The sequence below is a fragment of the Rhizobium sp. S152 genome, assembly GCF_030380735.1.
Classification (GTDB): domain Bacteria; phylum Pseudomonadota; class Alphaproteobacteria; order Rhizobiales; family Rhizobiaceae; genus Rhizobium.
The window spans coordinates 20,345-46,038 of sequence record NZ_JAUDRZ010000005.1; the positions used below are offsets into that span (position 1 = coordinate 20,345).

Below are 25,694 nucleotides of genomic sequence, written 5' to 3' on the forward strand. Positions count from 1 at the left end.
TCATCCGGCAAACGAGGTGGTTTCCGGATGACACAGCATATCATCGCGATCGGGCAGTTGCCGCCGCCGCTACACGGCTTCTCGCAGGCCACCGCGGGCATGATCTCGGTGCTGGCCGAGGAAAACGGCGTCACAACCTACGACATCGCGCCGCCCCCCGATGCGGGACGGCTTACCCGGCATCTCAGGAAGGCGCTGCGTGTTATCCGTGCCTGCACTGCTTTGTTTCGTTGGCACGGCACAAGCGTCTGCTATCTCGGCTGCGAGGGCGGCCTGGGCCTCGTCTATACGCTGCTCTTGGTCGCGTGCGCGAGAGCATCCAACCACCCGGTTTACCTGCATCACCATAGCTTCAGCTATATCGACAAGCCGAGCCTTTTGATGCGCGCCATCCTTGCGGTCGGCGGTCGCAACCTGACGCATATCTTCCTCTGCGAGATCATGCGCGAACGCTTCAGCGATACCTATCCCGCGCGGATTGACGCAAAGGTCGTCTCCAACGCCGCCTTCATTCCGCCTGCCGAGATAGAAACCGAAGAAGCCGAGCTCCGGCCTTTGACCATCGGCATACTGAGCAACCTGAACCGGGAAAAGGGTCTGCGGACGTTTCTCGAACTCGTGGCAGAGGCCCGCCGCGCGGGGATGCCGTTGCGCGCAATCCTTGCCGGCCCCGCGACCGACAGCGACGATCGCGCCGCTATCGAGACCGCCATGAAGGAAAGTGGCGGCTTACTTGACTACCGCGGCCCAATCCACGGTGATGCCAAGAGCCGGTTCTATCGGGACATCGACGTCTTCGTCTTTCCCACCACCTACGCCAACGAAGCCCAGCCACTGGTGATCTTCGAGGCCAAGGCTGCCGGCAACGCCGTCATCGCGTTCGATCGCGGCTGCATCCGGAAGCAGTTGGATACCACCGATCTCCTCATTTCCCGACAGGGAGATTTCGTCGCGACCGCGCTTGCATGGCTGTCGGAATTATCTCCCGAACCCGCACTTCGGGCCAAACGCAGCACCACCCGCGACGCCTACCGACAGCGTCACGCGGTCGCACGGGAAAATGCCAGATCTTTGCTTCGGGTAACTGTTCCGCGAAGAAATATCTCACTATAGCTGGAAATGGGCTCCATCCGGAACATATGCCCCACCCAAAACACTTAAAGAATTAAATTAGGAAATCCTGCAGCATGCCATTACGCAATGCACTACGCACTGAAACAACCGATAGCCACGCGACCGTCGACGACATCTTCAGCCGGTTCGACCTCGGCAATTCTCGCGACTATACCGCCTTCCTGAGGGCGCATGCGCGCATCCTCCCCGCTGTCGAAGCCGCACTCGAACAGGCCGGCATCGCCGACCTCCTGCCGGATTGGGCGGATCGCCGCCGAACCGACCAGTTGGCCGCCGATCTCGCCGACCTCGGAATCGAGCAGCCTGAGCCGCTGGAAGCCCCTGTCCTGAAGAGCGAAGCCGAAGTCTGGGGAACGATGTACGTTATCGAGGGCTCCAAGCTCGGCGGCGCGCTACTCGCCAAGTCTGTGCCAGCAAATATGCCGTCGCGCTACCTGACGCCGACAGGCCCCAAGGGCAACATGAAGATCTTCATGGATCGGGTCGATGCGGTAGAGATCGAAGACTCCAGCGAGGCCGTCGCGGCCGCGCGCGCAACCTTCGCACTCTTCCGCAAGGCGGCGGAGATGGAACTGGAACCATCTATCTCGTAGCGAGACAGAGCGGTTGCAGGGCGACAATTGAAGCGGCACGACGGTCCCGATCCGCAGCATGAAGCCTAATGGCTCTCGCATCCCGATGCGAGAGCGATCGCACCCTGCAACAAATATCCGCGGACGTCCGCAGGATTGGCTGCATATGCGCTTCCTGCGTTTCAGGGAGCTTTCGTTTCACGACATTATATTCGGCTGAACGTCTCGTCAGACTTGCGGCAAAATGTTCGTGGGCGGGGAAGCGTAAGTTCCGTCTTCGTCCTGCTGTATGAGCAGAGTATCGGAAGTGTCCTTGTCGTTCTCCTCGGTCAGACCGGCCTGTTTTTTCAGCGCTTCGCTAACCTTGTCGTCCTTCTCAGTATCCTTGGCGCTGTTGATGACGTCATCCAAAGAGACACCCAGCCTGTCGAGGCCGAGATCGCGCTCGATCTTGGAGACAACCTGCTCCCAACCTTTCTGGCCCTTTATATTTGTAACGACATTCTTCATTGCCGCCACGAAGTCGTCCATCGAAGCATAGTCATCTTTGTCAACGCCCAACTCTTGACCCGTCCGAGCGATCAAGGCGAGTTTCATCTGGGTGACGCTTGGATTGCTGACGTCGAACAAGGATTCGGAAATTTTTGACTGAGATTTGGTGGGCTGCGCGCTTGTACCAACCGTCTGATTTGCAGGCTGGCCATTGGCGGTCGCCACGAGATCTTGACCAACGTCCTGAGCCTTTTCGGTCGGGACGAGCGGCTGACGTCGAAGAATGAGCAACGCCACATTGGAGCTGGAAGAAATGGATGTCATCACTGATCCCTATGCGCACACTGTTTCAACGGAGACAGTGAACCAAATTGGTTGGGCAATCATGCCATAGTAAAAATGCAACTGAGATGCGTTCTTGATAGATAGGAACCGTTAAAAAGGCATTGATTCCTACACCTTGCCAACAACCTCTGGTAGGAAACAGGCCTGTCTGCGCACCGTCAGGCGGACATTCGACCCACAAGAACGCCTTGCAACGACAAGGCAACGGTCGCGGGCGTGGGGCACCGGGCAGTTTCGCTTGCATCCCGAACAGTGGAAAGCCGGTGTATTTTTTCCATTGTTCGCTGGAAAACATGAGCTCCTGCCGTATATCGCTAATTCACCGGTGAGCAGCCGGCATTGTAGCTCGGTCATTCGGAATACGATCGCATGTCACTTCTTAGCGCGCTTTGCGCGAAAACCAGCGATTGTCACGCTGAAATCAATGAAATCGCCGGCCGCTTCGATCTGGCGGGTACGGCAAGTTTTCAAGTCGTCGTATCTGCCTATGAGCATAGCATGTCCGCTGCCGAGGCCGCGCGTGGGGCTTTCGAACTATTCCGCGGAGCGGCGGAAATGGAACTGGAGCCGTCTATCTCGTGACAGAAACCTTTGACCGGGTCGACCTGACCAATTGTGACCGCGAGCCCATCCATCGGTTGGGCGCCATTCAGCCCTTCGGCTTTCTCCTTGTGGTCTCGTCCGATTGGTTCGTTGTTCGAGCATCCACCAATCTCGAGCAATTTGTCGGTATCCCTTACCAAGATGCGCTCGGTCAATTGGCCTCCACGATCATCCACGCACCGACGCTGCATGCTCTGCGCAACCGACTGACCGTCATGCGCGGTCCCGACATGGTCGAGCGGCTCTTCGGCGTCACCTTTTCGGAAAAAGGCCCACTGTTCGATATCGCCATTCACCTGAGTGACGGGCAGATCGTTATCGAGGCCGAGCCGTCACAAGATGGCAGCCAGGGCGGCACCACCATGTCGATCCGCAGCATGATGGCACGGCTCGACCAGGCGGAAACGCTCGAAGCCTTCTTTCGGGAAGGGGCGCGGCAAGCCCGCGCCCTCACCGGCTTCGACCGCGTCATGGTCTATCGCTTCGATGAAAGCGGCTCCGGCGAAGTGGTGGCGGAAGCGGCCCGCGCCGGCATCGGCTCTTTCCTCGGTCTGCACTATCCAGCGTCCGACATTCCCGCCCAGGCCCGGACGCTCTATACGCGCAACCTCTTCCGCATCATCGCCGATATCAACGCCGTAAACATTCCCGTGGAGCCCGAGCTCGACGAAGTCGGCCGGCCGCTCGATCTCTCCATGTCGATCCTGCGCTCCGTCTCGCCGATCCACATCGAATACCTGAAAAACATGGGCGTCGGCGCCTCGCTGTCGATCTCCATCGTGCTTGACGGAAAGCTTTGGGGGCTTTTTGCTTGTCACCACTATTCCGCCCGCCTTCCCTCCTTCGAGCGTCGCACCACGGCGGAGCTTTTCGGCCAGATGTTCGCCTCGCGTCTGGAAAGCCGGGAACGCCGGCTGGCGCTCGAGTTCGAGACCAAGGCTCGCCGCATCGCGGATCGGCTTCTGACCTCCGTCGCAGACAATGCCAGCCTGCTTGACGATCCGGCATGGCTCATCGAGGCGCTGTCGGACGCTGTTCCCGCAGATGGCATCGGGGTCTGGATCAACGGTCGCTCGGCCCTGAGCGGCCTGACACCGTCGCAGGGCCAGTTCGCCGAACTGGTAAAGGTATTGAACCGTAATGCTGCCGGCCGCGTGTTTGCGACAGACCATATCGCCGGATTCTGGCCCGAAATCGATCCGGCCGGGGTCGCGGCCGGACTTCTGGCCATCCCGATTTCACGCTCGCCGCGCGATTATGTCGTGCTCTTCCGCCAGGAGATCGTACGCACCGTGCGCTGGGCCGGCGATCCCCACAAGCCGGTGGAATACGGACCCAACGGCCCGAGGCTGACACCACGCAAGAGTTTCGAGACATGGTCCGAGCTGGTGCGCGGCCGCTCGCAACCCTTCACCGCGGCGGAGCGCCGGGTCGCCGAGACCATCCGCGTGACGCTGATTGAGGTCGTGCTGCGCCTGACGGATGAAGCCAACGCCGTGCGCATCCAGGCTAATGAACGCCAGGAAGTGCTGATTGCCGAGCTCAACCATCGCGTCCGCAATATCCTCAGCCTCATCAATGGGCTCATCCGCCAGTCGCGCGGCAATGCCGACAATATTTCGGAGTTCGTGGAGCATCTGGAAGGACGTGTGCAGGCCCTTTCGCGCGCGCACGACCAGATCACCCGCGACCACTGGGCACCGGCCTCCCTTCGTGCGCTTCTGCAAGCGGAGGCGGCCGCCTATCTGGGCAATAACGCGGCGCGCATTCTGATCGATGGCGATGAAGCGCTGCTGGCGCCGCAGGCATTCTCGACGACGGCCCTGGTTCTCCACGAACTGGTCACTAATAGCGCCAAGTATGGCAGCCTCTCCGACAGCGGCACGGTCAAGACCTCGTGGGAGAAGGACGAAAACGGCAATCTCGTCATCGACTGGCAGGAGAGCGATGGACCGCCGGTGAAAGAGCCCACACGCCAGGGCTTCGGCACCACTATCATTCGCCGTTCTATACCCTATGACCTCGGCGGCAAGGCGGAGGTGCATTACGACCCAGCCGGCCTGCGCGCGCAATTCTCTATCCCGGCCAAATATGTGACTTTCGCGGAAGGCCCGGTATCCCTACTGCCGTCGGCGCCCGAAGAAATGACCGCCGAAGCCCGCGCGCAGGTAGCGCTCAAGCCGTTGGCCGGCATCCGCATCCTGCTCGTCGAGGACAATCTGATCATCGCGATGGATGGAGAGGACATCTTCCTGCAGCTCGGAGCAGCCGAGGTGGCGCTGGCGCCGAGCGTGGCATTGGCGCTGGACCTCGTCGAGAAGCATGAATTCGATCTTGCCGTGCTCGATTTCCATCTCGGCGAGGAGACAAGCGCTCCCGTCGCCGACCGCCTGCGCGCCAAGGGGACACCGATCATCTTCGCGACCGGCTACGGCGAAACGACGATGCATGCAAGCCAGATGTCCGGCGTCGATCTGCTGCAGAAACCCTATACGATCGAAAGCGTCGCAAGCACCCTTGCCCGCATCATGCCCGCCAAGGTGTCATGAGGCGGGCTTCACCCGCAGGCCGTCGATAAACAGCTGTTCGAGGAAGCGGGCCGCATCCTCGAACCGACCGCCGCCGCCGTGTTCCTGCCCAAGCACCGCCAGCACCTGCACATCGAAATCTGCATAATGCTGGGTCGTGGACCAAATCGAAAAGATCAGGTGGTAGGGATCGCATTTCGCGATCTTGCCCGCCTTGGCCCACGCCTTGATGACCCCCGCCTTCTCATCCACCAGATCCTTCAGCGGCCCCTTCAGCTCGTCCTCGATATGCGGCGCGCCCTGCAGCACCTCGTTGGCGAAGAGACGGCTCTCGCGCGGAAAGTCGCGGGCCATCTCCAGCTTTCGCCGGATATAGCTGCGGATCTCGCTTTCTGGATTTCCATTGGCATCGAAGGCGCGCAGCGGCTCGAGCCACGTGTAGAGCACACGGTCGATCAGAGCCCGGTGCATCGCCTCCTTGGTCCGGAAATAATATAGCAGATTGGGCTTCGACATGCCGGCGACATCGGCGATCTGATCGATGGTCGAGCCCCTGAAGCCGCTCACGGAAAACACGTCGAGCGCGGCTTCCAGAATCTTCTCTTCCTTCTCCTCCTGGATGCGCGTGCGCCGTTGTGTTTTTGCCGCTCTGGGTATCGCCATGTGTTATTTTTTCTCGTTCAAATTCAACCGCATCACTCAACTTTAAGCGACGACGAAGCATCGCCGAAAAATTGAGCAGATGCCGGTAATTTTGTCTGTATTTTTCCTGATTTTCGCCTTGAGCCCGACGCCGGAAGTTGTAATGTTTACCAGTCGGTCAAATTATCCGTCAGAAGCCAACCAAAGGCAACTGACGATTTTCAGACGCCAATAAAACAAACAACGGCGCTGAAACTGACCACGGGAACAAGCGGACATGCTGACGCATGCGCCGCATAAACTGGTGAGGAATACGGATATGGTGGCAGCACCAGGCGAGAACATGCGCGTCAACGGGGACCGTCTCTGGGACAGTCTCATGGACATGGCGAAGATCGGCCCGGGGATTGCGGGCGGCAACAACCGCCAGACGCTGACCGACGCCGATGCTGAAGGCCGCAGCCTCTTCAAGACATGGTGCGATGCCGCGGGCATGACCATGGGCGTCGACAGGATGGGCACGATGTTCGCGACCCGCCCCGGCACCGATGCCGATGCGCTCCCCGTCTATGTCGGCTCCCATCTCGACACCCAGCCAACCGGCGGCAAGTATGACGGCGTGCTCGGCGTGCTGGCCGCACTTGAGGTCGTGCGCACGATGAACGACATGGGCATCAAGACCAAGCACCCCATCGTCGTCACCAACTGGGCCAACGAGGAAGGCGCGCGCTTCGCCCCCGCCATGCTCGCTTCCGGCGTCTTTGCCGGTGTCCACGACATCGACTACGCCTATAGCCGCAAGGATCCCGAGGGCAAGACCTATGGCGACGAACTGAAACGGATCGGCTGGCTCGGCGAAGAAGAGGTTGGCGCCCGCAAGATGCACGCCTATTTCGAATACCACATCGAGCAGGGCCCTATACTTGAGGCCGAGAACAAGCAGATCGGCGTCGTCACCCACTGCCAGGGCCTCTGGTGGCTCGAATTCACGCTGACCGGCCGGGAAGCCCACACCGGCTCGACGCCGATGAACCTGCGCGTCAATGCCGGGCTTGCGATGTCGCGCATCCTGGAAATGGTGCAGGGCGTGGCGATGGGCGAACAGCCTGGCGCCGTCGGTGGCGTCGGCCAGGTCTTCTTCTCGCCGAACTCGCGTAACGTCCTGCCGGGCAAGGTGGTCTTCACCGTCGATATCCGCACCCCCGACCAAGCGAAGCTCGACCGCATGCGCGCAAAGATCGAGGCGGAGGCCGCCGCGATCTGCGAGACGCTCGGCGTCGGCTGCTCGGTCGAGGCCGTCGGCCACTTCGACCCCGTCACCTTCGACCCGAAGCTGGTCGAAGCCGTCCGCAACGCCGCCGATCGCCTCGGCTACAGCCACATGAACATCATCTCCGGCGCAGGCCACGACGCCTGCTGGGCCGCCAAGGTGGCGCCCGCAACCATGGTCATGTGCCCCTGCGTCGGCGGCCTCAGTCACAACGAGGCCGAGGAGATCTCCAAGGAATGGGCGTTAGCCGGCGCGGACGTTCTGTTCCACGCGGTGGTGGAGACGGCGGAGATTGTGGCGTGAACCGATTGCGCCTATATTCCAGGGGTGAGTTCCCGCCAACGGAGGCTGGTGCATGTCGTCTGACAACCTCATCCTTGAACATTTGCGTGCCATCCGTGGCACGGTTGAGCGATTGTCCGACGACATACTGGTCATCAAGCAGCGTCTCGGCAGCCTCGAACATCAATACGCGACCATTTCGACAAGGCTCGACCGTCTCGACGAACGCGTCCTGCGTATCGAAAAACGGCTCGACCTCGTCGACAGTTGACGGAAATCGGCATCGCCTCTGCTTCGGTCTCAAAGGGATTGAGCAATGTCAGACAAGGTCACCAACGAGCTTATCTACGAAACCCTCACGCGGATTCAGGAAACGCTCGGACTACACACGCAATATCATCTCGAAACCACGGAACGGCTTGGTCTTCTCGGGCAGCGATATGCAAGCATCTCGCGGCGCGTCGATCGCATCGACGAACGCCTTGAACGCGTCGAGCGCAGACTCGACCTCGTCGAGACCTGAACCAGCCTTCGACAGACGTTTTCCGGAAGGCGTATTTCATATTCATTAGACTGCTGGACACGGCGCGACGGCATCGTGAACGGTGCCCCGTCTCATAAAAACAGGGAACCCGACCAATGAGCACAGTCATCAAGAACGGCACCATCGTCACCGCCGACCTCACCTACAAGGCGGACGTGAAGGTCGATGGCGGCAAGATCGTCGAGATCGGGCCCAACCTCTCCGGAACCGAAACGCTTGATGCCACCGGCTGCTACATCATGCCCGGCGGCATCGATCCGCACACCCATCTTGAAATGCCCTTCATGGGTACCTATTCCTCCGACGATTTCGACAGCGGCACACGCGCAGCGCTTGCCGGCGGCACCACGATGGTGGTCGATTTCGCCCTTCCCGCTCCCGGCCAGTCGCTGCTCGAGGCGCTCACCATGTGGGACAACAAGTCCACCCGCGCCAATTGCGACTATTCCTTCCACATGGCGATCACCTGGTGGAGCGAGCAGGTCTTCAACGAGATGAAGACGATCGTTCAGGACAAGGGTATCAATACCTTCAAGCACTTCATGGCCTACAAGGGCTCGCTGATGGTGAACGACGACGAGATGTTCGCCTCCTTCCAGCGTTGCGCCGAGCTCGGCGCCCTGCCGCTCGTCCACGCCGAAAATGGCGACGTCGTCGCCTCCATGTCGGCAAAGCTGCTCGCCGAAGGCAATAACGGCCCCGAGGCGCACGCCTATTCCCGCCCCGCCGAAGTCGAGGGCGAGGCCACCAACCGCGCCATCATGATCGCCGATATGGCCGGCTGCCCTGTGTATATCGTCCACACCTCCTGCGAACAGGCCCACGAAGCCATCCGCCGCGCCCGCCAAAAAGGCATCCGCGCCTATGGCGAGCCGCTGATCCAGCACCTGACGCTCGATGAGAGCGAATATTTCGACAAGGACTGGGACCACGCCGCCCGCCGCGTCATGTCGCCGCCCTTCCGCAACAAGCAGCACCAGGACAGTCTGTGGGCGGGGCTCGCCTCCGGCTCGCTGCAGGTGGTCGCCACCGATCACTGCGCCTTCACCACTGACCAAAAGCGCTATGGTGTCGGTGATTTCACCAAGATCCCCAACGGCACCGGCGGCCTGCAGGACCGCATGCCAATGCTCTGGGCCTACGGCGTCAACACCGGCCGCCTGACGATGAACGAATTCGTCGCGGTCACGTCGACGAACATCGCCAAGATCCTCAACATCTACCCCCGCAAGGGCGCCATCCTCATCGGCGCCGATGCCGACCTCGTGGTCTGGGACCCGAAGCGTTCCAAGACAATTTCGGCGAAGAGCCAGCAATCTGCCATCGATTACAACGTCTTCGAGGGCAAGCAAGTCACAGGCCTGCCGCGCTACACGCTGAGCCGCGGCGTTGTCGTCGTCGAGGAGGAGACGATGAAGACTCGCGAGGGCCATGGCGAATTTGTGAAGCGCGAGCCGGTCACGGCCGTCTCCAAGGCACTGTCGACCTGGAAGGAAATCACAGCGCCGCGCAAGGTCGAGCGTGCTGGCATTCCGGCAAGTGGGGTGTGAGAGACACGCATGAGGGGCACTGGCTTTAACACTTCATCTTCGTTTGACACGCCGCGACATCGTAAGCACGGCGGCGAAGACATGACGTGTGCCACCAAGACCCCTCCCCAACCCCTCCCCACAAGGGGGAGGGGCTATGCCGCACCGTATCGAACACGGTCAGCACGAGCGAGCGCCACGAGTCTTCTCCCCCCTTGTGGGGGAGATGGCCGGCAGGCCAGAGAGGGCCTTGGCTCACACCGGCACCAGCCTCTCCAGCTCCGGCAGCAGCACGACGCTCTCCTGCTCGTTGGGGTCGGTGCGCGCGATGATCGCCGTGCAGGGCGTGGTGCTGAGATTGGCCGGCAGGTGCGGCACGCCGGCGGGGATGTAGAACAGCTCACCGGCATGCACGACCACATGGTGCTCGAGGTCGTCGCCGTACCAGGTGTGCGCCTCGCCCGACAGCATGTAGATCGCCGTCTCATGTGCCTCGTGCAGATGCGCCTTGGCGCGTACACCGGGCGGGATGGTCAGAAGATGCATGCAGAGGCCCTTGGCGCCGACCGTCTCGGCGGCAATGCCCTGGAAATAGCTCAGCCCCTGCTTTCCGTCATAGGAATGGTCGGGGCGCACGATATGGCAGGTCGGTTTTGATGTCGCATCCATCGTCGTCCTCCTCAAAGCTTGCCGGCGCGGCCCAAACCGCCGCTCATGATATCACGCAAACCGCCGCCGCGCGGGGAAAACAGGATCGATCCGCATTGACGCAAGCTGCCTCCGTCGTATCCGCCAAGGATTTGTGTCTCACCTACCAGGCCAATGACGCGCCGGTGCATGCGCTGAGCAACGTCAACCTCGATGTCCGCAAAGGTGACTTCGTCTCCTTCATCGGCCCGTCGGGCTGCGGCAAGACCACCTTCCTGCGCGTCATCGCCGACCTGGAGAAGAAGACCTCGGGCGATATCACCGTCAACGGCATGACACCCGAGGAAGCCCGCAAGGCCCGCGCCTATGGTTATGTCTTCCAGGCGCCGGCGCTTTATCCTTGGCGCACGATCGACAAGAACATCGCGCTGCCGCTGGAGATCATGAACTACCCGGCCGATGAAAGGCAGAAGCGCATCGCCGAGGCGCTCGATCTCGTCGGTCTGACCGGCTTCGAGAAGAAGTTCCCCTGGCAACTCTCCGGCGGCATGCAGCAACGCGCCTCGATCGCCCGCGCGCTGGCCTTCGACGCCGACCTGCTTCTGATGGACGAGCCCTTCGGCGCGCTGGACGAAATCGTCCGCGACCATTTGAACGAGGAACTGCTGAAGCTCTGGGCCCGCACCAACAAGACCATCTGCTTCGTCACCCATTCGATCCCCGAGGCGGTCTATCTGTCGACCAAGATCGTCGTGATGTCCCCCCGCCCCGGCCGCGTCACCGACATCATCGACTCGCCGCTGCCCCGCGAACGCCCGCTCGATATCCGCGAGACGCCGGAGTTCCTCGAGATCGCCCACCGCGTGCGGGATGGGCTGAGAGCGGGGCACAGCTATGAGCATTGAACTTAAGACCCCTCCCCAACCCCTCCCCACAAGGGGGAGGGGCTTCATTGCCACCACCATCTCGAACACCAGAAGCGTTCCACATATTCGAGCTTTGCTGTGTTTCGCAGCGGGCGCCACGGGCCGGCCCCTCCCCCTTGTGGGGAGGGGTTGGGGAGGGGTCTAGATGCCACACTCCAACATCACCCCAAAAACTCGGGAACGAGCGAGACGCCTCCGCCGCGAACTGACCAAGGCGGAAGCCGCCATGTGGGACATGCTTCGAGACCTCCGCCCCTACGGCGCCCGCTTCCGCCGCGAAACGCCTGTCGGCCCCTATATCGCTGATTTCGCGTGGCTCTCCGCTCGACTGATCATCGAAGTCGATGGCGACAGCCATGAAACGGATCCCGGCCGCAGGCACGACAGCGCGCGCGACGCATTTCTACGCAACGAAGGCTTCACCGTGCTCCGCTTCGACAACGACCAGGTGCTGGATGGACCGGATCACGTTTTCATCCAGGTCCAGAACCATGCCGCCAAGTTCCTGAAGGAGCAAGCCGCATGACCCCCGACACCCTCAAGGACAAGATCATCCCTGTCACCACCATCCTGGCGGCCCTCGTCGCCATCTGGTACGTCGCGGCAATCCTGATGAACGCCCCCTTCCAGCGCGACATGGACACCCGCGCCAATGCGACGCCGACGACGATCGAGTTCATCGAGAAAACCCTGTCCCAGCCGAAACCCCTCCTGCCCGCCCCGCATCAGGTGGCCCAGAACGTTTTCGAGAACACCTTCCTGCGCAAGCTCTCCAGCAACCGCAGCCTCGTCTATCACGCAGGCGTGACGCTCTCCTCCACCGTGCTCGGCTTCACCCTCGGCACCCTGCTCGGCATCCTGATCGCCGTCGGCATCGTCCATATCAAGGCGCTCGACCGCAGCCTGATGCCGTGGATCATCACCTCGCAGACCATCCCGATCCTGGCGATCGCGCCGATGGTGATCGTCGTGCTTGGCGCCATCAACATCACCGGCCTCATCCCCAAGGCGCTGATCTCGACCTACCTCTCCTTCTTCCCCGTCACGGTCGGCATGGTGAAAGGCCTGCGCTCGCCCGAGATCATGCTGCTCGACCTGATGTGCACCTATAATTCGTCGGCCGCCCAGACCTTCTGGAAACTGCGCGTGCCGGCCTCCGTGCCCTATCTCTTCACCTCGATGAAGGTGGCGATCGCCGCCAGCCTCGTCGGCGCCATCGTCGGCGAGTTGCCGACGGGAGCGGTGGCCGGTATCGGCTCCAAGCTGCTCGCCGGCTCCTATTACAGCCAGACCATCGACATCTGGGCGGCGCTGATCGCCGGCTCACTGCTCGCGGCACTCCTGATCATGGTCGTCAGCATAGCCGCCAAGATCGTCGATCGCGCCATGGGCGGGAGGTCGGCATGAAGAACGCGTCCTGGCAGGCAATCGTCGCCCTCCTCCTCACCATTGCGACCGCTGCGACGCTGCCGCTGTTCTCCGCTGCGGCCGCAAAGCCTCCGTCGAGCGGCACAACCGCCATCATTCTCATCCTCATTGCGGCATCCGCGCTGATTTCGCTGTTGCCGCAATCGCGAACCAGCCGGTCGACCGTGCTCTTCATCGGCGCCCATGTCGGCGCCTGGATGCTGCTGTCGAGCCTTGGTGGCAATGAAGGCTTCGCGGCGAAGCCGTTCTTCCTCTTGATGGGCGCCTGCTGGCTGCTCGCCTGGCGCACAGTCAGCGAGATCGTCGAAATCAGAACCGCCTCGCGCGGCGACGACACTGCCCTGCGGCTGCTGGTACCCGCCATCTTCGGCGCCTGGATCCTGATCCTCTGGGAAACCGCCACACGCGGCGCCGGCATCCCCTTCGTGCTCTTGCCGCCGCCGAGCGCCATTGCCGGCCGCATCGTCGGATCGCTCCCGATCCTCGGCGACGACGTCAGGCAGACGATCTTGAAGGCCGTGCTGGCGGGATATGTCATCGGCTGTGGCGCCGGCTTCGTGGTCGCCATCCTCGCCGACCGCGTCGCCTTCCTGCGCCGTGGCCTGCTGCCGATCGGCAACATGGTCTCGGCCCTGCCGATGATCGGCATCGCCCCGATCATGGTCATGTGGTTCGGCTTCGACTGGCAGTCCAAGGCCGCCGTCGTCGTCATCATGACCTTCTTCCCGATGCTGGTGAACACCGTCGCCGGCCTTGCCGCATCCGGTCCGATGGAGCGCGACCTGATGCAGACCTACGCCTCGAGCTACTGGCAGACGCTTCTGAAGCTTCGGCTTCCGGCCGCCATGCCGTTCATTTTCAATGCATTGAAGATCAACTCGACGCTGGCGCTCATCGGTGCCATCGTCGCGGAGTTCTTCGGTACGCCGATCGTCGGCATGGGCTTCCGCATCTCCACCGAGATCGGGCGCATGAATGTCGACATGGTCTGGGCCGAAATCGCCGTCGCGGCGCTGGCTGGCTCGATCTTCTATGGCGTCGTCGCCCTCGCTGAGCGGGCGGTGACGTTCTGGCATCCGTCTATCCGTGGTGGCTAGGCGACGTCTATTCCCGGCACTGGGGCTGGGCATAACGAAAGAAAGAGGGAACAAGAAAATGAAAAAACTGGTTCTTGCAATGATGGCGAGCGCCATGGCGATGGCGGCAAGCCACGCGATGGCCGCCGACAAGGTGACGCTTCAGCTGAAGTGGGTCACCCAGTCGCAGTTCGCCGGCTACTACGTCGCCAAGGAGAAGGGCTACTACGAGGAAGAAGGCCTCGACGTCGACATCAAGCCGGGCGGTCCTGATATCGCGCCCGAGCAGGTGATTGCCGGTGGCGGCGCCGATGTGATCGTCGACTGGATGGGCGGCGCGCTGGTTGCCCGCGAAAAGGGCGTTCCGCTCGTCAACATCGCCCAGCCCTACCAGAAGTCGGGCATGGAACTGATCTGCCGCAAGGATGGCCCGATCAAGACCGAAGCCGACTTCAAGGGCCACACGCTCGGTGTCTGGTTCTTCGGCAACGAATATCCCTTCTTCGCCTGGATGAACAAGATCGGCCTGAAGACCGATGGCGGCAAGGATGGTGTCACGGTGCTGAAGCAGAGCTTCGACGTGCAGCCGCTCCTGCAGAAGCAGGCCGATTGCATCTCCGTCATGACCTATAACGAATACTGGCAGGCGATCGATGCCGGCTTCAAGCCGGAGGAACTGACGGTCTTCAACTACACTGAAATGGGCAACGACCTGCTCGAGGACGGCCTTTACGCCAACGAGGAAAAGCTCAAGGACCCGGCCTTCAAGGAAAAGATGGCCAAGTTCGTCAAGGCTTCGATGAAGGGCTGGAAGTATGCCGTCGAAAACCCCGACGATGCAGCCGAGATTGTCGTCGATGCCGGTGGCCAGGACGAAAACCACCAGAAGCGGATGATGAGCGAAGTCGCCAAGCTGATCGGCGACGGCACGGGCAAGCTCGACACCACGCTCTACGACCGCACCGCCAAGGCCCTGCTCGACCAGAAGATCATCACGAAGGAGCCCTCCGGCGCCTGGACGCATGACGTGACCGACGCGGCCGCGAAGTAAGCGCCTGCAATATGCACCTGAAACGCGCAGAGGCCACTCTGCGCGTTTTTTTGCGACCGGATCAAAAAAATCTCAGCGCATCTGTCGCATCCGTGTCTGGTCATCCGTCATAGGAATGACAGGATTGCGATCAACAAACCGAATGCCGGCATCACGGAATGGTGATTGATCTCAAGACCATCGATCACTAATGTGCGCCGCAAGGAATTATTTTCCGCCGGACTTGTGCGTGGAGCAAAACGATACCACCTACGAGTCGATTTGCCGACGAGGGTCATCTTACGAAGTAAGAGACGGCAATGATGCGGGAATATTTCTGAGCTTACTACGACGGGAGCAGGCCACCGCGAGCTGAGGACAACGCGCGAGTTTGGCCAACCTTTTCAAAGACTGGACCAAGACGCATGGTACGCATGACGCCTAAAACTCTACGCGCCTCCACCCTGATTGCGGCTGTTCTTGCCGCATCGGCCGCTTTCGCGCAGGAAAACCAGCCATCGAAGGCGCAGCAGAACCTGCCTGTGATCGTGGTCACGACCGCGGCCAGGCGCGCGCTGGTCGACCGCGTCATAGGCACCGGCACGATCCGCCCGATCGAGGAAGTCTATATCCAGCCCCAGGTCGAGGGTCTCTCCATCCGCTCGCTCAACGTCGATGTCGGCGACAAGGTCGAGGCCGACAGCACGCTTGCCACGCTGAACGAGGATGCCCTCGTGCTGCAGAAAGCGCAGATGATGGCGACCAAGGCGAAGGGTGAGGCTAGCCTCGCCCAGCTTCGCGCTCAGCTTCTGGAAGCCAAGGCCACGGCCGAGCAGGCCCGCCTGCAACAGGCGCGTTCGGCCGAGATGGGCAAGAAGGGCACGGTGTCTACCGCTCAGGTCGAACAGGCGGATGCCTCCGCCGCCACCGCCAATGCGCGCGTCAGCTCCGCCCAGCAGGCGATCGAAGTCGCCATCGCCGACCTCAAGGTCGTCGACAGCCAGATTGCCGACGCCGATCTCAAGCTCGCGCGCACCGCGGTAAAAACGCCTGTTGCAGGCGTGATCTCCGCCAAGAACGCCCGCATCGGCGCCATCGCCGCCGGCACTGGCGATCCGATGTTCACCGTCATCAAGGACAGCGCCATCGAACTCGTCGCTGAATTGTCGGAAACCGATATCCAGAAGATCAAGGTCGGCCAGCGTGCCATCGTCACGCTGTCGGGCAGCCGCACGAAGATCGAGGGCAAGGTCAGGATCGTCTCCCCGACGGTCGACCAATCCACCCGCCTCGGCCTCGTGCACATCTATATCGACGACGAGAGCGCGGCACGCTCCGGCATGTATGCCAGCGCCGACATCATCGTTGCCGAGAAAGACAACATCGCCCTGCCGCTGGCGGCGGTCACCACCGGCCGCAACGGCTCGACCGCCCGCAAGGTCGAGGATGGCGTCGTCAAGCAGGTGAAGGTTACCACCGGCATCCAGGACGGCGGCTTCGTCGAGATCGCCGAGGGTCTCAAGGAAGGCGACACCGTCGTCGCCAAGGCCGGCGCCTTCGTGCGCGATGGCGACAAGATCACACCCGTCACCGAAGCCGTATCGGCACAATCGAACTGACCGAGGCTAATCCATGAATTTCTCCGCATGGTCGATCCGAAATCCGATTGCGCCCCTGCTCGGCTTCGTGCTGCTGCTTTTCGTGGGCATCCAGGCCTTCTACCAGCTGCCGATCACCCGCTTCCCCAATATCGACGTCCCCGTCGTTTCCATCACCGTAACGCAGAGCGGTGCTTCGCCGGCCGAACTCGAAATGCAGGTGACCAAGGAGGTCGAGGACGCGGTCGCATCCATCAGCGGCATCGATGAAATCCAGTCGACGGTCACCGACGGCCAGTCGCAGACCGTCGTCGTCTTCCGCATCGAAAAGCCGACTGCGGAAGCAGTCCAGGACACCAAGGACGCGGTCGACAAGATTCGCAGCGACCTTCCTGCTGGCATCGAGGAGCCGATCGTCAGCAAGGTCGATGTCGAAGGACAGGCGATCCAGACCTTTGCAGTCTCCTCCCCCAACATGACGCTCGAGGAACTGTCCTGGTTCGTCGATGACACCGTCAAGCGCGCGCTCCAGGGCCAGCCCGGCATCGGCCGTATCGACCGCTACGGCGGCGCCGACCGTGAAGTGCGTGTCTCGCTCGATCCCGGCAAGCTCGACGCCTACGGCATCACCGCTGCCGACGTGAACCAGCAACTGCGCGGCACCAACGTCAACCTCGGCTCCGGCCGTGGCCAAGTCGCCGGCAACGAGCAGACGATCCGCACGCTCGGCGACACACGCGACGTCTCGCAGCTCAACACGACAACCATAAGCCTGCCCAACGGCCGTTTCGTCAAGCTCTCCGAGCTCGGCAGGATTGAGGACACTTTCGAGGAGCAGAAGTCTTTCTCGCGTTTCAACGGCACGCCGTCGGTCACCTTCGCAGTGTTCCGCGCCAAGGGCGCCAGCGAAGTCTCGGTCGCCGAAACCGTGTCGGAAAGCCTGACGGAAATCCGCAAGGCCAATCCCGACGTCAAGATCGAGATGGTGGACGACAGCGTCTACTTCACCTACGGCAACTACGAAGCAGCCCTTCATACGTTGATCGAAGGCTCGATCCTCGCCGTCATCGTCGTCTTCCTCTTCCTGCGCAACTGGCGCGCGACGCTGATCGCCGCCGTAGCGCTCCCCTTGTCGGCCATCCCGACCTTCTGGATCATGGATATCATGGGGTTCTCTTTGAACCTCGTGAGCTTCCTCGCGCTGACGCTGGCAACCGGTATTCTCGTCGACGACGCCATCGTCGAGATCGAGAACATCGCCCGCCATATCAAGATGGGCAAGACGCCCTACAGGGCAGCGCTTGAAGCAGCGGACGAAATCGGCCTCGCCGTCATCGCCACCAGCTTCACGATCATCGCCGTCTTCGTGCCGGTGTCGTTCATGCCTGGCATCGCCGGGCAGTATTTCATCCAGTTCGGCCTGACGGTCGCCTTCTCGGTCTTCTTCTCGCTTGTCGTGGCGCGTCTCATCACCCCGTTGATGGCCGCCTATCTGATGCGCTCGGAAGACGGCATGGAAGACCATCAGGACAATGACGGCTGGATCATGCGCGGCTATACCCGCCTGGTCACCGGCACCACGCGCAAGTGGTACTGGCGCTACACGACGCTGCTCTGCGCCATCGCCTTCCTGATCGGCTCGATGATGTTGCTCAGCCGCGTGCCCGGCAGCTTCATGCCGCCGGACGATTCCTCGCGCGTCGTCCTTTCCGTCGAACTGCCGCCGAACGCCACGCTCGAGGACACGGCAGCTGCCTCCACCAAGGTCTATGACGCGGTGCGCGGGATCGACGGCGTGGAAAGCGTCTTCGTTCTCGGCGGCGCCTCGCCCAAGGGCGATCTCGAGCTTCGCCGTGCAACCGTGCGCGTCATCCTCGGCAACATAGATCATTCGCTGCTCAAAACCCTCGTCAACAAGGGCCTCGGCGGGCTCCCCGTCATCGGCAATCTCGTGCCGAAGATGGAAGACCACGGCCGGACGCGTCCCCAGTGGGATGTCGAGAAGGACATCTTCGCCGCCGTCCGCGGTATCCCTGACGTGCGCATCTCCAAGGTCAACGACCGCGCCGAGCGCGATCTCTCCTTCAACTTCCTCTCCACCAATGAGGATGATCTGAACGAGGCTGTGAGCCTGCTGGAATCGAAGCTGCGCGCGTCGCCGATCCTCGCCAACGTCTCATCCGAAGGCGCCCTGCCCCGTCCGGAACTGCAGATCCGCCCGCGCATGGCCGAAGCCTCCCGGCTCGGCATAACGCCGCAGCAGATCTCCGAGACGGTCCGCGTCGCCACCATCGGCGATATCGACGCCAACCTCGCCAAGATCTCGCTCGACGACCGGCAGATCCCGATCCGCGTGCAGGCCTCGCTCGATGTCCGCCGCGATCTGGCTGCCATCCGCGCCATCAAGATCAAGACGGCGAGCGGCGCCAGCGTTCCGCTCTACAGCGTCGCCGATGTCGACTATTCGGAAGGCCCGAGCTCGATCAAGCGCAACAACCGCAACCGCGTCGTCGCCATCGGCTCCGACGTGCCCTTCGGCACGGCGCTCGATACCTCGACCGCCGAGTTCAAGCGCATTGTCTCCGAAACCGAGCTGCCGAAGAGCGTGCATCTGGCCGAAAGCGGTGACGCCAAGGTTCAGGGCGAAATGGTCCAAAGCTTCGGCAATGCCATGCTGATGGGCCTGATGCTGGTTCTGGTCGTGCTGATCCTGCTCTTCAAGGATGTGATCCAGCCCTTCACCATCCTCTTCTCACTGCCGCTTGCGATCGGCGGCGTGGCGGTGGCGCTGATCATCACCCAGAACGCGCTCTCCATGCCCGTGCTCATCGGTATCCTGATGCTGATGGGTATTGTCACCAAGAACGCAATCCTGCTCGTCGATTTCGCGATCGAGATGAAGCGGCATGGCATGGAGCGTGTCGAAGCCGTGGTGGAAGCCGGCCGCAAGCGCGCCCGGCCGATCATCATGACCTCGATTGCCATGTCGGCGGGCATGCTTCCCTCGGCGCTCGGCGTCGGCGAAGGCGGCTCGTTCCGCGCGCCGATGGCAATCGCCGTGATCGGCGGCATCATCGTCTCCACGGTGCTGTCGCTGGTGGTCGTTCCCTCATTCTTCCTGATCATGGACGATCTCTCCCGCCTGCTCGGCTGGATGTTCGGCCGCCTTGTCGGCAGGAAGGACGAGGAGGAGCTGCCGCTATCCCGCGAGGAACTCACGCAGGCTGTCGGCTCGCTCGACGACCGCGTCAGCGCCATCGAGAAGCCGGATGGCAAGCGCGGCAAATCGGGCGGCAACGTCGTCCGCCTACCGCCCTTCGCGGCGGAGTAACGCCTGCGAAAAAGCTGAAAGCCGTGGCCTCAACCGCCACGGCTTTTTTGTTGCCCCTTGCTTGATCTCGATCAATCTGGCGCGGCCGCCCTTTGGCTATCCTTAGCAGCATCGAATGTTTGCATTGCCCGCTGGATCGACCAGGGAGGATTGGATGAACACAGCCTTGAGACTCACCGCTTCGCAAAAAGCCATGCTCGCCGAGACCACGCTTGCAGCGGGTCTCAACGGCGAACAACGCCGGGCGCTTGTCGCCTGCGCCGCCATGGTCGCCTACCAGGCGGAAGACATCCTGTTTCACGAGAATGAAGAGGCGCGTTATTTCTATTGCGTGCTCGGCGGATATGTCAGGCTATATCGGCTTGGCAGTGATGGCCGCGAGGCGGATATCAGGATCTGCGAACCCGGCGAGAGCTTTGGCGAGTGCCTCATCATCGACGGCGAGCATTATTACTACCACGCCCAAGCGACGGAACACACCGTGCTCGCGCGCTTCGATCTTCGCGCCGTCAGGCAGTTGCTGGACGAGCAGCCGCGCATTGCCACGGCGATGATGCGCAGCTTGTCGCAACACCTGCTTTCGACCATGGATTGCCTGGCAAGCAACCGCATGGAAACCGCGCCGCAGCGTGTCGCCCACTATCTGCTGGAGAACTGCCTGCCGGAAGGTGCCACGGCATCGCTACGTCTGCCCTTTCAGAAGAGCCTGCTCGCCCGCAAGCTGGGGCTTGCCCCGGAAGCCCTGTCGCGGGCCTTCTCGGCATTGCGCCCGGCCGGCGTGACGGTGCGCGGCCGCGCCATCGCCATCAGCGACATCAATGCCCTGAGACAGGTGTAGCGCCGCGAGCGACGCTACCGCCGATCAGAGGCCACCATGCTCCTTGAGGAAGCTGACGATCGCACCGATACCGTCGCCACGCTTCATGTCTGAGAACACGAATGGGCGCGTTTCGCGCATGCGGGTCGCATCCCGGTCCATCACATCGAGATCGGCGCCGACATAGGGAGCCAGATCCTTCTTGTTGATGACGAGCAGGTCGGACTTGGTGATGCCAGGACCGCCCTTGCGCGGGATTTCTTCGCCTTGGCAGACCGAGATGACATAGATCGTGATATCGGCGAGATCGGGAGAGAAGGTCGCCGCCAGATTGTCGCCGCCCGATTCGATGAAGACAACGTCGAGGTCAGGGATGCGCTCATTGAGACCGGCGATCGCCTGCAGGTTGATCGTCGCATCCTCGCGAATGGCCGTGTGCGGGCAACCGCCCGTTTCCACGCCGACGATGCGATCGGACGACAGCGCCTGCATGCGCATCAGCGCTTCCGCGTCCTCCTTGGTGTAGATATCGTTGGTGACGACGGCGACGGAATACTCGTCGCGCATCGCCTTGCAAAGTTTCTCCGTCAGCGCCGTCTTGCCGGAACCGACCGGTCCGCCGATGCCGACCCGCAATGGACCATTTCCTGATTTCATGTCCTGAACTCCAATAGAATTCGATCATATCGTGGCAGCGGCACCGCTGCCACTGGCAAATGACGCAGGCGCATTGCGCGCCTACGACCGAAACAGCCGCGTCCCCTGAACCTCATGACGAAGCGGCATCATATCAGCCTGGATCGTCGCAGATCCCAAGTCGTCGAGCGTCGAGATCGCCGCCTTGCCCGCAATATCCGCAATCAACCCTTCCAGCGAGGCAAGGATGGCGACCCCATCCTTCTGCCCTGAGACGCCAAGACGGATGCCGGCGGAAACCGCCTGCGAAAGATAGGCGTGCAGAAAAGCAGCCACGGCCTTCTCCGCCGGTATCCCATGCGCGCCGGCGACAGCACCGACGGCAACCGGATAAGCAACGCTCGACGGCAACCGGACCAACACCGCATCCGGCCACGCCCGCGCGGCGGCGAGAAATGCATCGCCAAGCAGCATCGTCTCCTGGTGGCGCTCCCGCGAACCGGCCAGAGCCTCTGCAAGCTCGGCGACCTCGAGGAGACGCGCCGCCTCCGCTTGACCGCGATGGCTTTCGGCAAGCAGCACGACGTCGTTCCACACCGAGCCCCGCGTGATCGCGGTCGCCGCCCAATCGGAAAGCGAGGCCGGATCGGTCACCAACCCGTCATGCGCCGCCCTCTCCAATCCGCCCGAATAGGCGAAGGAGCCGACGGGGAAGGCCGGCGACAGCCAGGCCATCAACCGCAGAAGCGCCTGGAGATCGCTGTTCTCGCTCATCTCGGCTCAGTCGTGCGCGTGGTGGTGATGGCCGTGATCGTGGCCATGCGAATGGCTGCCATGGGAATGATAGGCGCCGCGCGCCGGCTGGAACGGCTCCGTGACCTCGTTCACCTCCGCGCCCAGCCCTTCCAGCATCGCACGGATCACATGGTCGCGCAGGATCAGGATGCGGTCTTCCTCGATCTGCGCGCCGAGATGCCGGTTGCCGAGGTGCCAGGCCAGCTCAATCAGGTGAAGGCGATCACGCGCCTTGATCTCGAACAGCTTCTCGTCGGCGGCAACGATTTCCACCAGCTCGCCGTCACCGAGAACCAGCATGTCGCCGCTCGAAAACAGCACCGCTTCCTTCAGATCGAGCATGACCATCTCGCCATTGTCGAGATGCAGCAGCTTGCGGCGAAGATGCCTCAGATCATGCGGAAGCACGACCTTGCTGCTCGGATGTGAGGATGGCGTGCCGGCGGGGAGATAGGAGGTAATGTACTGCATGACGGGTCCGTTCTTCTTGGTCATGAGACCATGCAAAATAGCCCCTCTCCTTGCAAGCGATAAAGCGTGCGCGGAGACGATGGCCGCCCTTAATTCACGCGTGCCGAAGCTGCTCGAAATCCACCGCGGCGGCATCGTCGGCCACGCCCTCGCAAACGTGCTCACGCCAAGCGGCGCGCAAGCCCTCGTGTTCGTGCACCACACGGTTCCGCCCTAGAGCTTTAGCGAGATAGAGCGCCTTGTCGGCGGAAACGTAGACCGCCTCCTTCTGCCGCCCGGGCTGGAACTCGGCGATGCCGGCAGACACGGTAAGCGATACCTCGTGGCCAGCAGCCAGGATCGGCGTTTCGGCAAGCTTGGCGCAGACGGAACGAATCTGTTCCGTCCGATCCTCGGGCAACGCGCCAAAGACGATCGCCCCAAACTCCTCTCCGCCCAGCCGTGCCGCCACCGCGTTTTCGCTGAAAGCGGCCGACAGCTCTGCGGCGACCGCGATGATCACCGCATCGCCGCAGGCGTGACCGAAGCGATCGTTGATCGCCTTGAAGCGGTCCACGTCGAAGATCGCAAGGCACGCCTCGCCCTCGACACTTTCTAGCGCTTCTGTAAAGGCACGGCGGTTGAGCAGACCGGACAGTTCATCCGTGCGGCTGAGCCGCTCGAAAGCGGCACGCGACACGCTGACCTGATGCAACGCGAAGCCGGCGATCAGGGACAGCACGCCCGATACCGCGCCGCCGATCAGCCAAGTGAAGACGACGCCGTAAACAATGGCCTCGGACAGTGGAACCGGCAGAACACTTGCCCATGCCAGTACCGGCAGCACCAGGCAGATCACCACTGATGACAGCATCACCGCCACGAAACTCATCTTGAGTGCGAATGCGTAAACTGTACGGCGATCCTGAAAATCGCCCAGCTCAGACTGGAGTAGAATTTCCATCCGAATCGACCTTGTCTCCCGCGCCAAGTCTATTGATTAGATGCCAATTGCTGCCGAGCCTTTAAGGGATCTGTTAAGATTTGAATGAATTGCGCCGCGTTGCGTTAGGATAATGGCGTTCAATTGAAAGCGTGCGTGAAGCGCTTGAATCAAGCCCGCAAACCGGACTTTCAACACGCTGATTTTCCATGAATATTTAAGATGTCGAAACCACCTACGCCTTTCGAAGGCGTCCTATTTGGTGGTAGCGCGGCCCCGCGATTTTCAACTGAAAATATCACCCACCCACAAATGGTGGTGACCGGCCGGCGCGCAAAAGCACCGACCGGCAATCGGATTGATTCAATACATGAAGTAGCGCTGCGCCATCGGCAGCGAGGTCGCCGGCTCGCAGGTGAGCAGCTCGCCGTCGGCGCGCACCTCGTAAGTCTCCGGATCGACCTCGATATGCGGCGTCAGGTTGTTATGGATCATCGAGGCCTTGGAGATGCCGCCGCGCGTGTTCTTGACGGCGACGAGGTCCTTGGCGACGCCGAGGCGGCCCTTCAGGCCGGCATCGAGCGAGGCCTGAGAAACGAAGGTGACCGACGAGTTGGTGCGCAGCTTGCCATAGGCGGCGAACATCGGGCGGTAGTGCATCGGCTGCGGCGTCGGGATCGAGGCGTTCGGGTCGCCCATCGGCGCCGCCGCGATCGAGCCGGCGAGCAGCACCATCTCCGGCTTCACACCGAAGAAGGCCGGATTCCACAGCACGAGGTCGGCGCGCTTGCCGACTTCGATCGAGCCGATCTCGTGGCTGACGCCCTGGGCGATCGCCGGATTGATCGTGTATTTGGCGATGTAGCGGCGGACGCGGAAGTTGTCGTTCTCGCCCGTCTCCTCCTTCAGCCGGCCGCGCTGGCGCTTCATCTTGTCGGCTGTCTGCCAGGTGCGGATCGCGACTTCGCCGACGCGGCCCATGGCCTGGCTATCGGACGAGATGATCGAGAAGGCGCCGATATCGTGCAGGATGTCTTCGGCCGCGATCGTTTCCTTGCGGATGCGGCTTTCGGCAAACGCGATATCCTCGGGGATCGACGGCGACAGGTGGTGGCAGACCATCAGCATGTCGAGATGCTCGGCGACAGTGTTGACCGTGTAGGGCCGCGTCGGGTTGGTGGACGACGGAATGACGTTGGACTGGCCGCAAATCTTGATGATATCGGGCGCGTGCCCACCGCCCGCGCCCTCGGTGTGGAAGGCGTGGATGGTGCGGCCCTTGAGCGCCCCGATCGTATCCTCGACGAAGCCGCTCTCATTCAGCGTGTCGGTGTGGATCATCACCTGGATATCGTATTCGTCGGCCACCGAGAGGCAGCAGTCGATCGCAGCCGGCGTCGTGCCCCAGTCCTCGTGCAGCTTCAGCGAAGACGCGCCGGCAAGCACCATCTCTTCAAGCGCGGCCGGCAGCGAAGCATTGCCCTTGCCGGCAAGTGCCAGGTTCATCGGGAAGCCGTCGAAGCTCTCGATCATCCGCTCGATATGCCAGGCGCCGGTGCAGGTGGTGGCGAGCGTGCCGTGCGCCGGGCCGGAGCCGCCGCCGAGCATGCAGGTGATACCAGACATCAGCGCTTCCTCGATCTGCTGCGGGCAGATGTAGTGGATATGCGCATCCATGCCGCCGGCGGTAATGATCTTGCCCTCGCCGGCGATCGCCTCGGTCGAGGGACCAACAATGATGTTGACGCCAGGCTGCGTATCGGGATTGCCGGCCTTACCGATGGCATGGATGCGGCCGTTCTTCAGGCCGATATCGGCCTTGACGATGCCGGTGTGGTCGATGATCACGACATTGGTGATAACGGTATCGACCGCTCCTTGCGCCCGCGTTGCCTGGCTCTGCCCCATGCCGTCACGGATGACCTTGCCGCCGCCGAACTTCACCTCTTCGCCATAGGTGGTGAAATCCTTCTCGATCTCGATGAAGAGCTCGGTATCGGCAAGGCGGACCTTGTCGCCGGTGGTCGGGCCGAACATGCCGGCATAGGCGGCGCGGGAAATCTTGTAAGGCATGG

The 25,694-nt window shown here is 61.9% G+C and carries 23 protein-coding genes; 15 read left to right on the forward strand and 8 right to left on the reverse strand.

Annotated elements, in window-relative coordinates:
- The first annotated feature begins 27 nt into the window (after nucleotides 1-27).
- Together QTL95_RS08895 and QTL95_RS08900 are read left to right on the forward strand one after the other, a co-directional pair.
- Nucleotides 28-1,113, forward strand: a complete 1,086-nt coding sequence (locus tag QTL95_RS08895; RefSeq protein WP_289719628.1) for a glycosyltransferase family 4 protein — start codon at nucleotides 28-30, stop codon at nucleotides 1,111-1,113.
- A gap of 74 nt (nucleotides 1,114-1,187) precedes the next feature.
- A complete protein-coding gene (locus tag QTL95_RS08900; RefSeq protein ID WP_289719629.1) occupies nucleotides 1,188-1,727 on the forward strand; it encodes a biliverdin-producing heme oxygenase in 540 nt (179 codons plus the stop codon).
- Nucleotides 1,728-1,934: 207 nt separating this feature from the next.
- Here the strand turns inward: QTL95_RS08900 and QTL95_RS08905 are convergent, their stop codons facing one another.
- Nucleotides 1,935-2,522 (reverse strand): hypothetical protein, encoded by a 588-nt coding sequence (locus tag QTL95_RS08905; RefSeq protein WP_289719630.1) that lies wholly within the window; start codon nucleotides 2,520-2,522, stop codon nucleotides 1,935-1,937.
- Between the two features lie 599 nt (nucleotides 2,523-3,121).
- Between QTL95_RS08905 and QTL95_RS08910 the strand changes: the two genes are divergently transcribed.
- The gene (locus QTL95_RS08910) at nucleotides 3,122-5,695 is read left to right on the forward strand and encodes an HWE histidine kinase domain-containing protein (protein WP_289719631.1); all 2,574 of its coding nucleotides are present in this window, start codon (nucleotides 3,122-3,124) and stop codon (nucleotides 5,693-5,695) included.
- Here QTL95_RS08910 and QTL95_RS08915 read toward each other — a convergent pair.
- On the reverse strand, nucleotides 5,690-6,337 hold the full coding sequence (locus QTL95_RS08915) for a TetR family transcriptional regulator C-terminal domain-containing protein (protein WP_289719632.1): 648 nt from the start codon (nucleotides 6,335-6,337) through the stop codon (nucleotides 5,690-5,692). The genes QTL95_RS08910 and QTL95_RS08915 overlap by 6 nt on opposite strands.
- A 298-nt stretch (nucleotides 6,338-6,635) precedes the next feature.
- Here QTL95_RS08915 and QTL95_RS08920 point away from each other — a divergent pair, with 298 nt between their 5' ends.
- From QTL95_RS08920 to hydA, 4 genes are all read left to right on the forward strand, one after another.
- Complete coding sequence (locus tag QTL95_RS08920; protein WP_289719633.1) at nucleotides 6,636-7,889, forward strand: Zn-dependent hydrolase; 1,254 nt, start codon at nucleotides 6,636-6,638, stop codon at nucleotides 7,887-7,889.
- 52 nt (nucleotides 7,890-7,941) lie between these two features.
- The gene (locus tag QTL95_RS08925) at nucleotides 7,942-8,139 is read left to right on the forward strand and encodes a hypothetical protein (RefSeq protein ID WP_289719634.1); all 198 of its coding nucleotides are present in this window, start codon (nucleotides 7,942-7,944) and stop codon (nucleotides 8,137-8,139) included.
- A gap of 45 nt (nucleotides 8,140-8,184) precedes the next feature.
- A complete protein-coding gene (locus tag QTL95_RS08930; protein ID WP_289719635.1) occupies nucleotides 8,185-8,391 on the forward strand; it encodes a hypothetical protein in 207 nt (68 codons plus the stop codon).
- A gap of 116 nt (nucleotides 8,392-8,507) precedes the next feature.
- Nucleotides 8,508-9,962, forward strand: a complete 1,455-nt coding sequence (gene hydA, locus QTL95_RS08935) for a dihydropyrimidinase (protein ID WP_289719636.1) — start codon at nucleotides 8,508-8,510, stop codon at nucleotides 9,960-9,962.
- Between the two features lie 234 nt (nucleotides 9,963-10,196).
- Here the strand turns inward: hydA and QTL95_RS08940 are convergent, their stop codons facing one another.
- Complete coding sequence (locus QTL95_RS08940) at nucleotides 10,197-10,610, reverse strand: cupin domain-containing protein (protein ID WP_289719637.1); 414 nt, start codon at nucleotides 10,608-10,610, stop codon at nucleotides 10,197-10,199.
- Nucleotides 10,611-10,705: 95 nt separating this feature from the next.
- Here QTL95_RS08940 and QTL95_RS08945 point away from each other — a divergent pair, with 95 nt between their 5' ends.
- From QTL95_RS08945 to QTL95_RS08980, 8 genes are all read left to right on the forward strand, one after another.
- Complete coding sequence (locus tag QTL95_RS08945) at nucleotides 10,706-11,494, forward strand: ABC transporter ATP-binding protein (RefSeq protein ID WP_026282748.1); 789 nt, start codon at nucleotides 10,706-10,708, stop codon at nucleotides 11,492-11,494.
- A 166-nt stretch (nucleotides 11,495-11,660) separates the two neighbouring features.
- Nucleotides 11,661-12,041 carry an endonuclease domain-containing protein gene (locus QTL95_RS08950; protein WP_289719638.1) on the forward strand — a complete coding sequence of 127 codons (381 nt, stop codon included), beginning with the start codon at nucleotides 11,661-11,663 and terminating at the stop codon, nucleotides 12,039-12,041.
- On the forward strand, nucleotides 12,038-12,922 hold the full coding sequence (locus tag QTL95_RS08955; protein ID WP_289719639.1) for an ABC transporter permease: 885 nt from the start codon (nucleotides 12,038-12,040) through the stop codon (nucleotides 12,920-12,922). Before QTL95_RS08950 ends, QTL95_RS08955 begins: the two co-directional genes overlap by 4 nt.
- Nucleotides 12,919-14,040: an ABC transporter permease gene (locus tag QTL95_RS08960; RefSeq protein WP_289719640.1), complete on the forward strand. Its 1,122-nt coding sequence runs from the start codon at nucleotides 12,919-12,921 to the stop codon at nucleotides 14,038-14,040. The genes QTL95_RS08955 and QTL95_RS08960 overlap by 4 nt, the downstream gene beginning before the upstream one ends.
- Nucleotides 14,041-14,098: 58 nt before the next feature.
- Nucleotides 14,099-15,070: an ABC transporter substrate-binding protein gene (locus tag QTL95_RS08965; protein ID WP_289719641.1), complete on the forward strand. Its 972-nt coding sequence runs from the start codon at nucleotides 14,099-14,101 to the stop codon at nucleotides 15,068-15,070.
- A 404-nt stretch (nucleotides 15,071-15,474) separates the two neighbouring features.
- Nucleotides 15,475-16,668, forward strand: a complete 1,194-nt coding sequence (locus QTL95_RS08970) for an efflux RND transporter periplasmic adaptor subunit (RefSeq protein ID WP_289719642.1) — start codon at nucleotides 15,475-15,477, stop codon at nucleotides 16,666-16,668.
- Nucleotides 16,669-16,681: 13 nt separating this feature from the next.
- On the forward strand, nucleotides 16,682-19,978 hold the full coding sequence (locus QTL95_RS08975) for an efflux RND transporter permease subunit (RefSeq protein ID WP_289719643.1): 3,297 nt from the start codon (nucleotides 16,682-16,684) through the stop codon (nucleotides 19,976-19,978).
- 154 nt (nucleotides 19,979-20,132) lie between these two features.
- Entirely contained in the window at nucleotides 20,133-20,816 is a 684-nt protein-coding gene (locus tag QTL95_RS08980; protein WP_289719644.1) for a Crp/Fnr family transcriptional regulator, read from the forward strand.
- A gap of 24 nt (nucleotides 20,817-20,840) precedes the next feature.
- On the opposite strand, the gene ureG is transcribed toward QTL95_RS08980, so the two are convergent.
- The 5 genes from ureG to ureC all read right to left on the reverse strand — a co-directional run bounded on the left by ureG (nucleotide 20,841) and on the right by ureC (nucleotide 25,692).
- Nucleotides 20,841-21,452 carry an urease accessory protein UreG gene (gene ureG, locus QTL95_RS08985; protein ID WP_289719645.1) on the reverse strand — a complete coding sequence of 204 codons (612 nt, stop codon included), beginning with the start codon at nucleotides 21,450-21,452 and terminating at the stop codon, nucleotides 20,841-20,843.
- Nucleotides 21,453-21,533: 81 nt separating this feature from the next.
- Entirely contained in the window at nucleotides 21,534-22,205 is a 672-nt protein-coding gene (locus tag QTL95_RS08990; RefSeq protein ID WP_289719646.1) for an urease accessory protein UreF, read from the reverse strand.
- A gap of 6 nt (nucleotides 22,206-22,211) precedes the next feature.
- Nucleotides 22,212-22,697 (reverse strand): urease accessory protein UreE, encoded by a 486-nt coding sequence (ureE, locus tag QTL95_RS08995; RefSeq protein WP_289719704.1) that lies wholly within the window; start codon nucleotides 22,695-22,697, stop codon nucleotides 22,212-22,214.
- Nucleotides 22,698-22,791: 94 nt separating this feature from the next.
- The gene (locus QTL95_RS09000) at nucleotides 22,792-23,646 is read right to left on the reverse strand and encodes a GGDEF domain-containing protein (protein WP_442981276.1); all 855 of its coding nucleotides are present in this window, start codon (nucleotides 23,644-23,646) and stop codon (nucleotides 22,792-22,794) included.
- 336 nt (nucleotides 23,647-23,982) lie between these two features.
- Complete coding sequence (gene ureC / locus QTL95_RS09005; RefSeq protein ID WP_289719648.1) at nucleotides 23,983-25,692, reverse strand: urease subunit alpha; 1,710 nt, start codon at nucleotides 25,690-25,692, stop codon at nucleotides 23,983-23,985.
- Nucleotides 25,693-25,694: the final 2 nt, after the last annotated feature.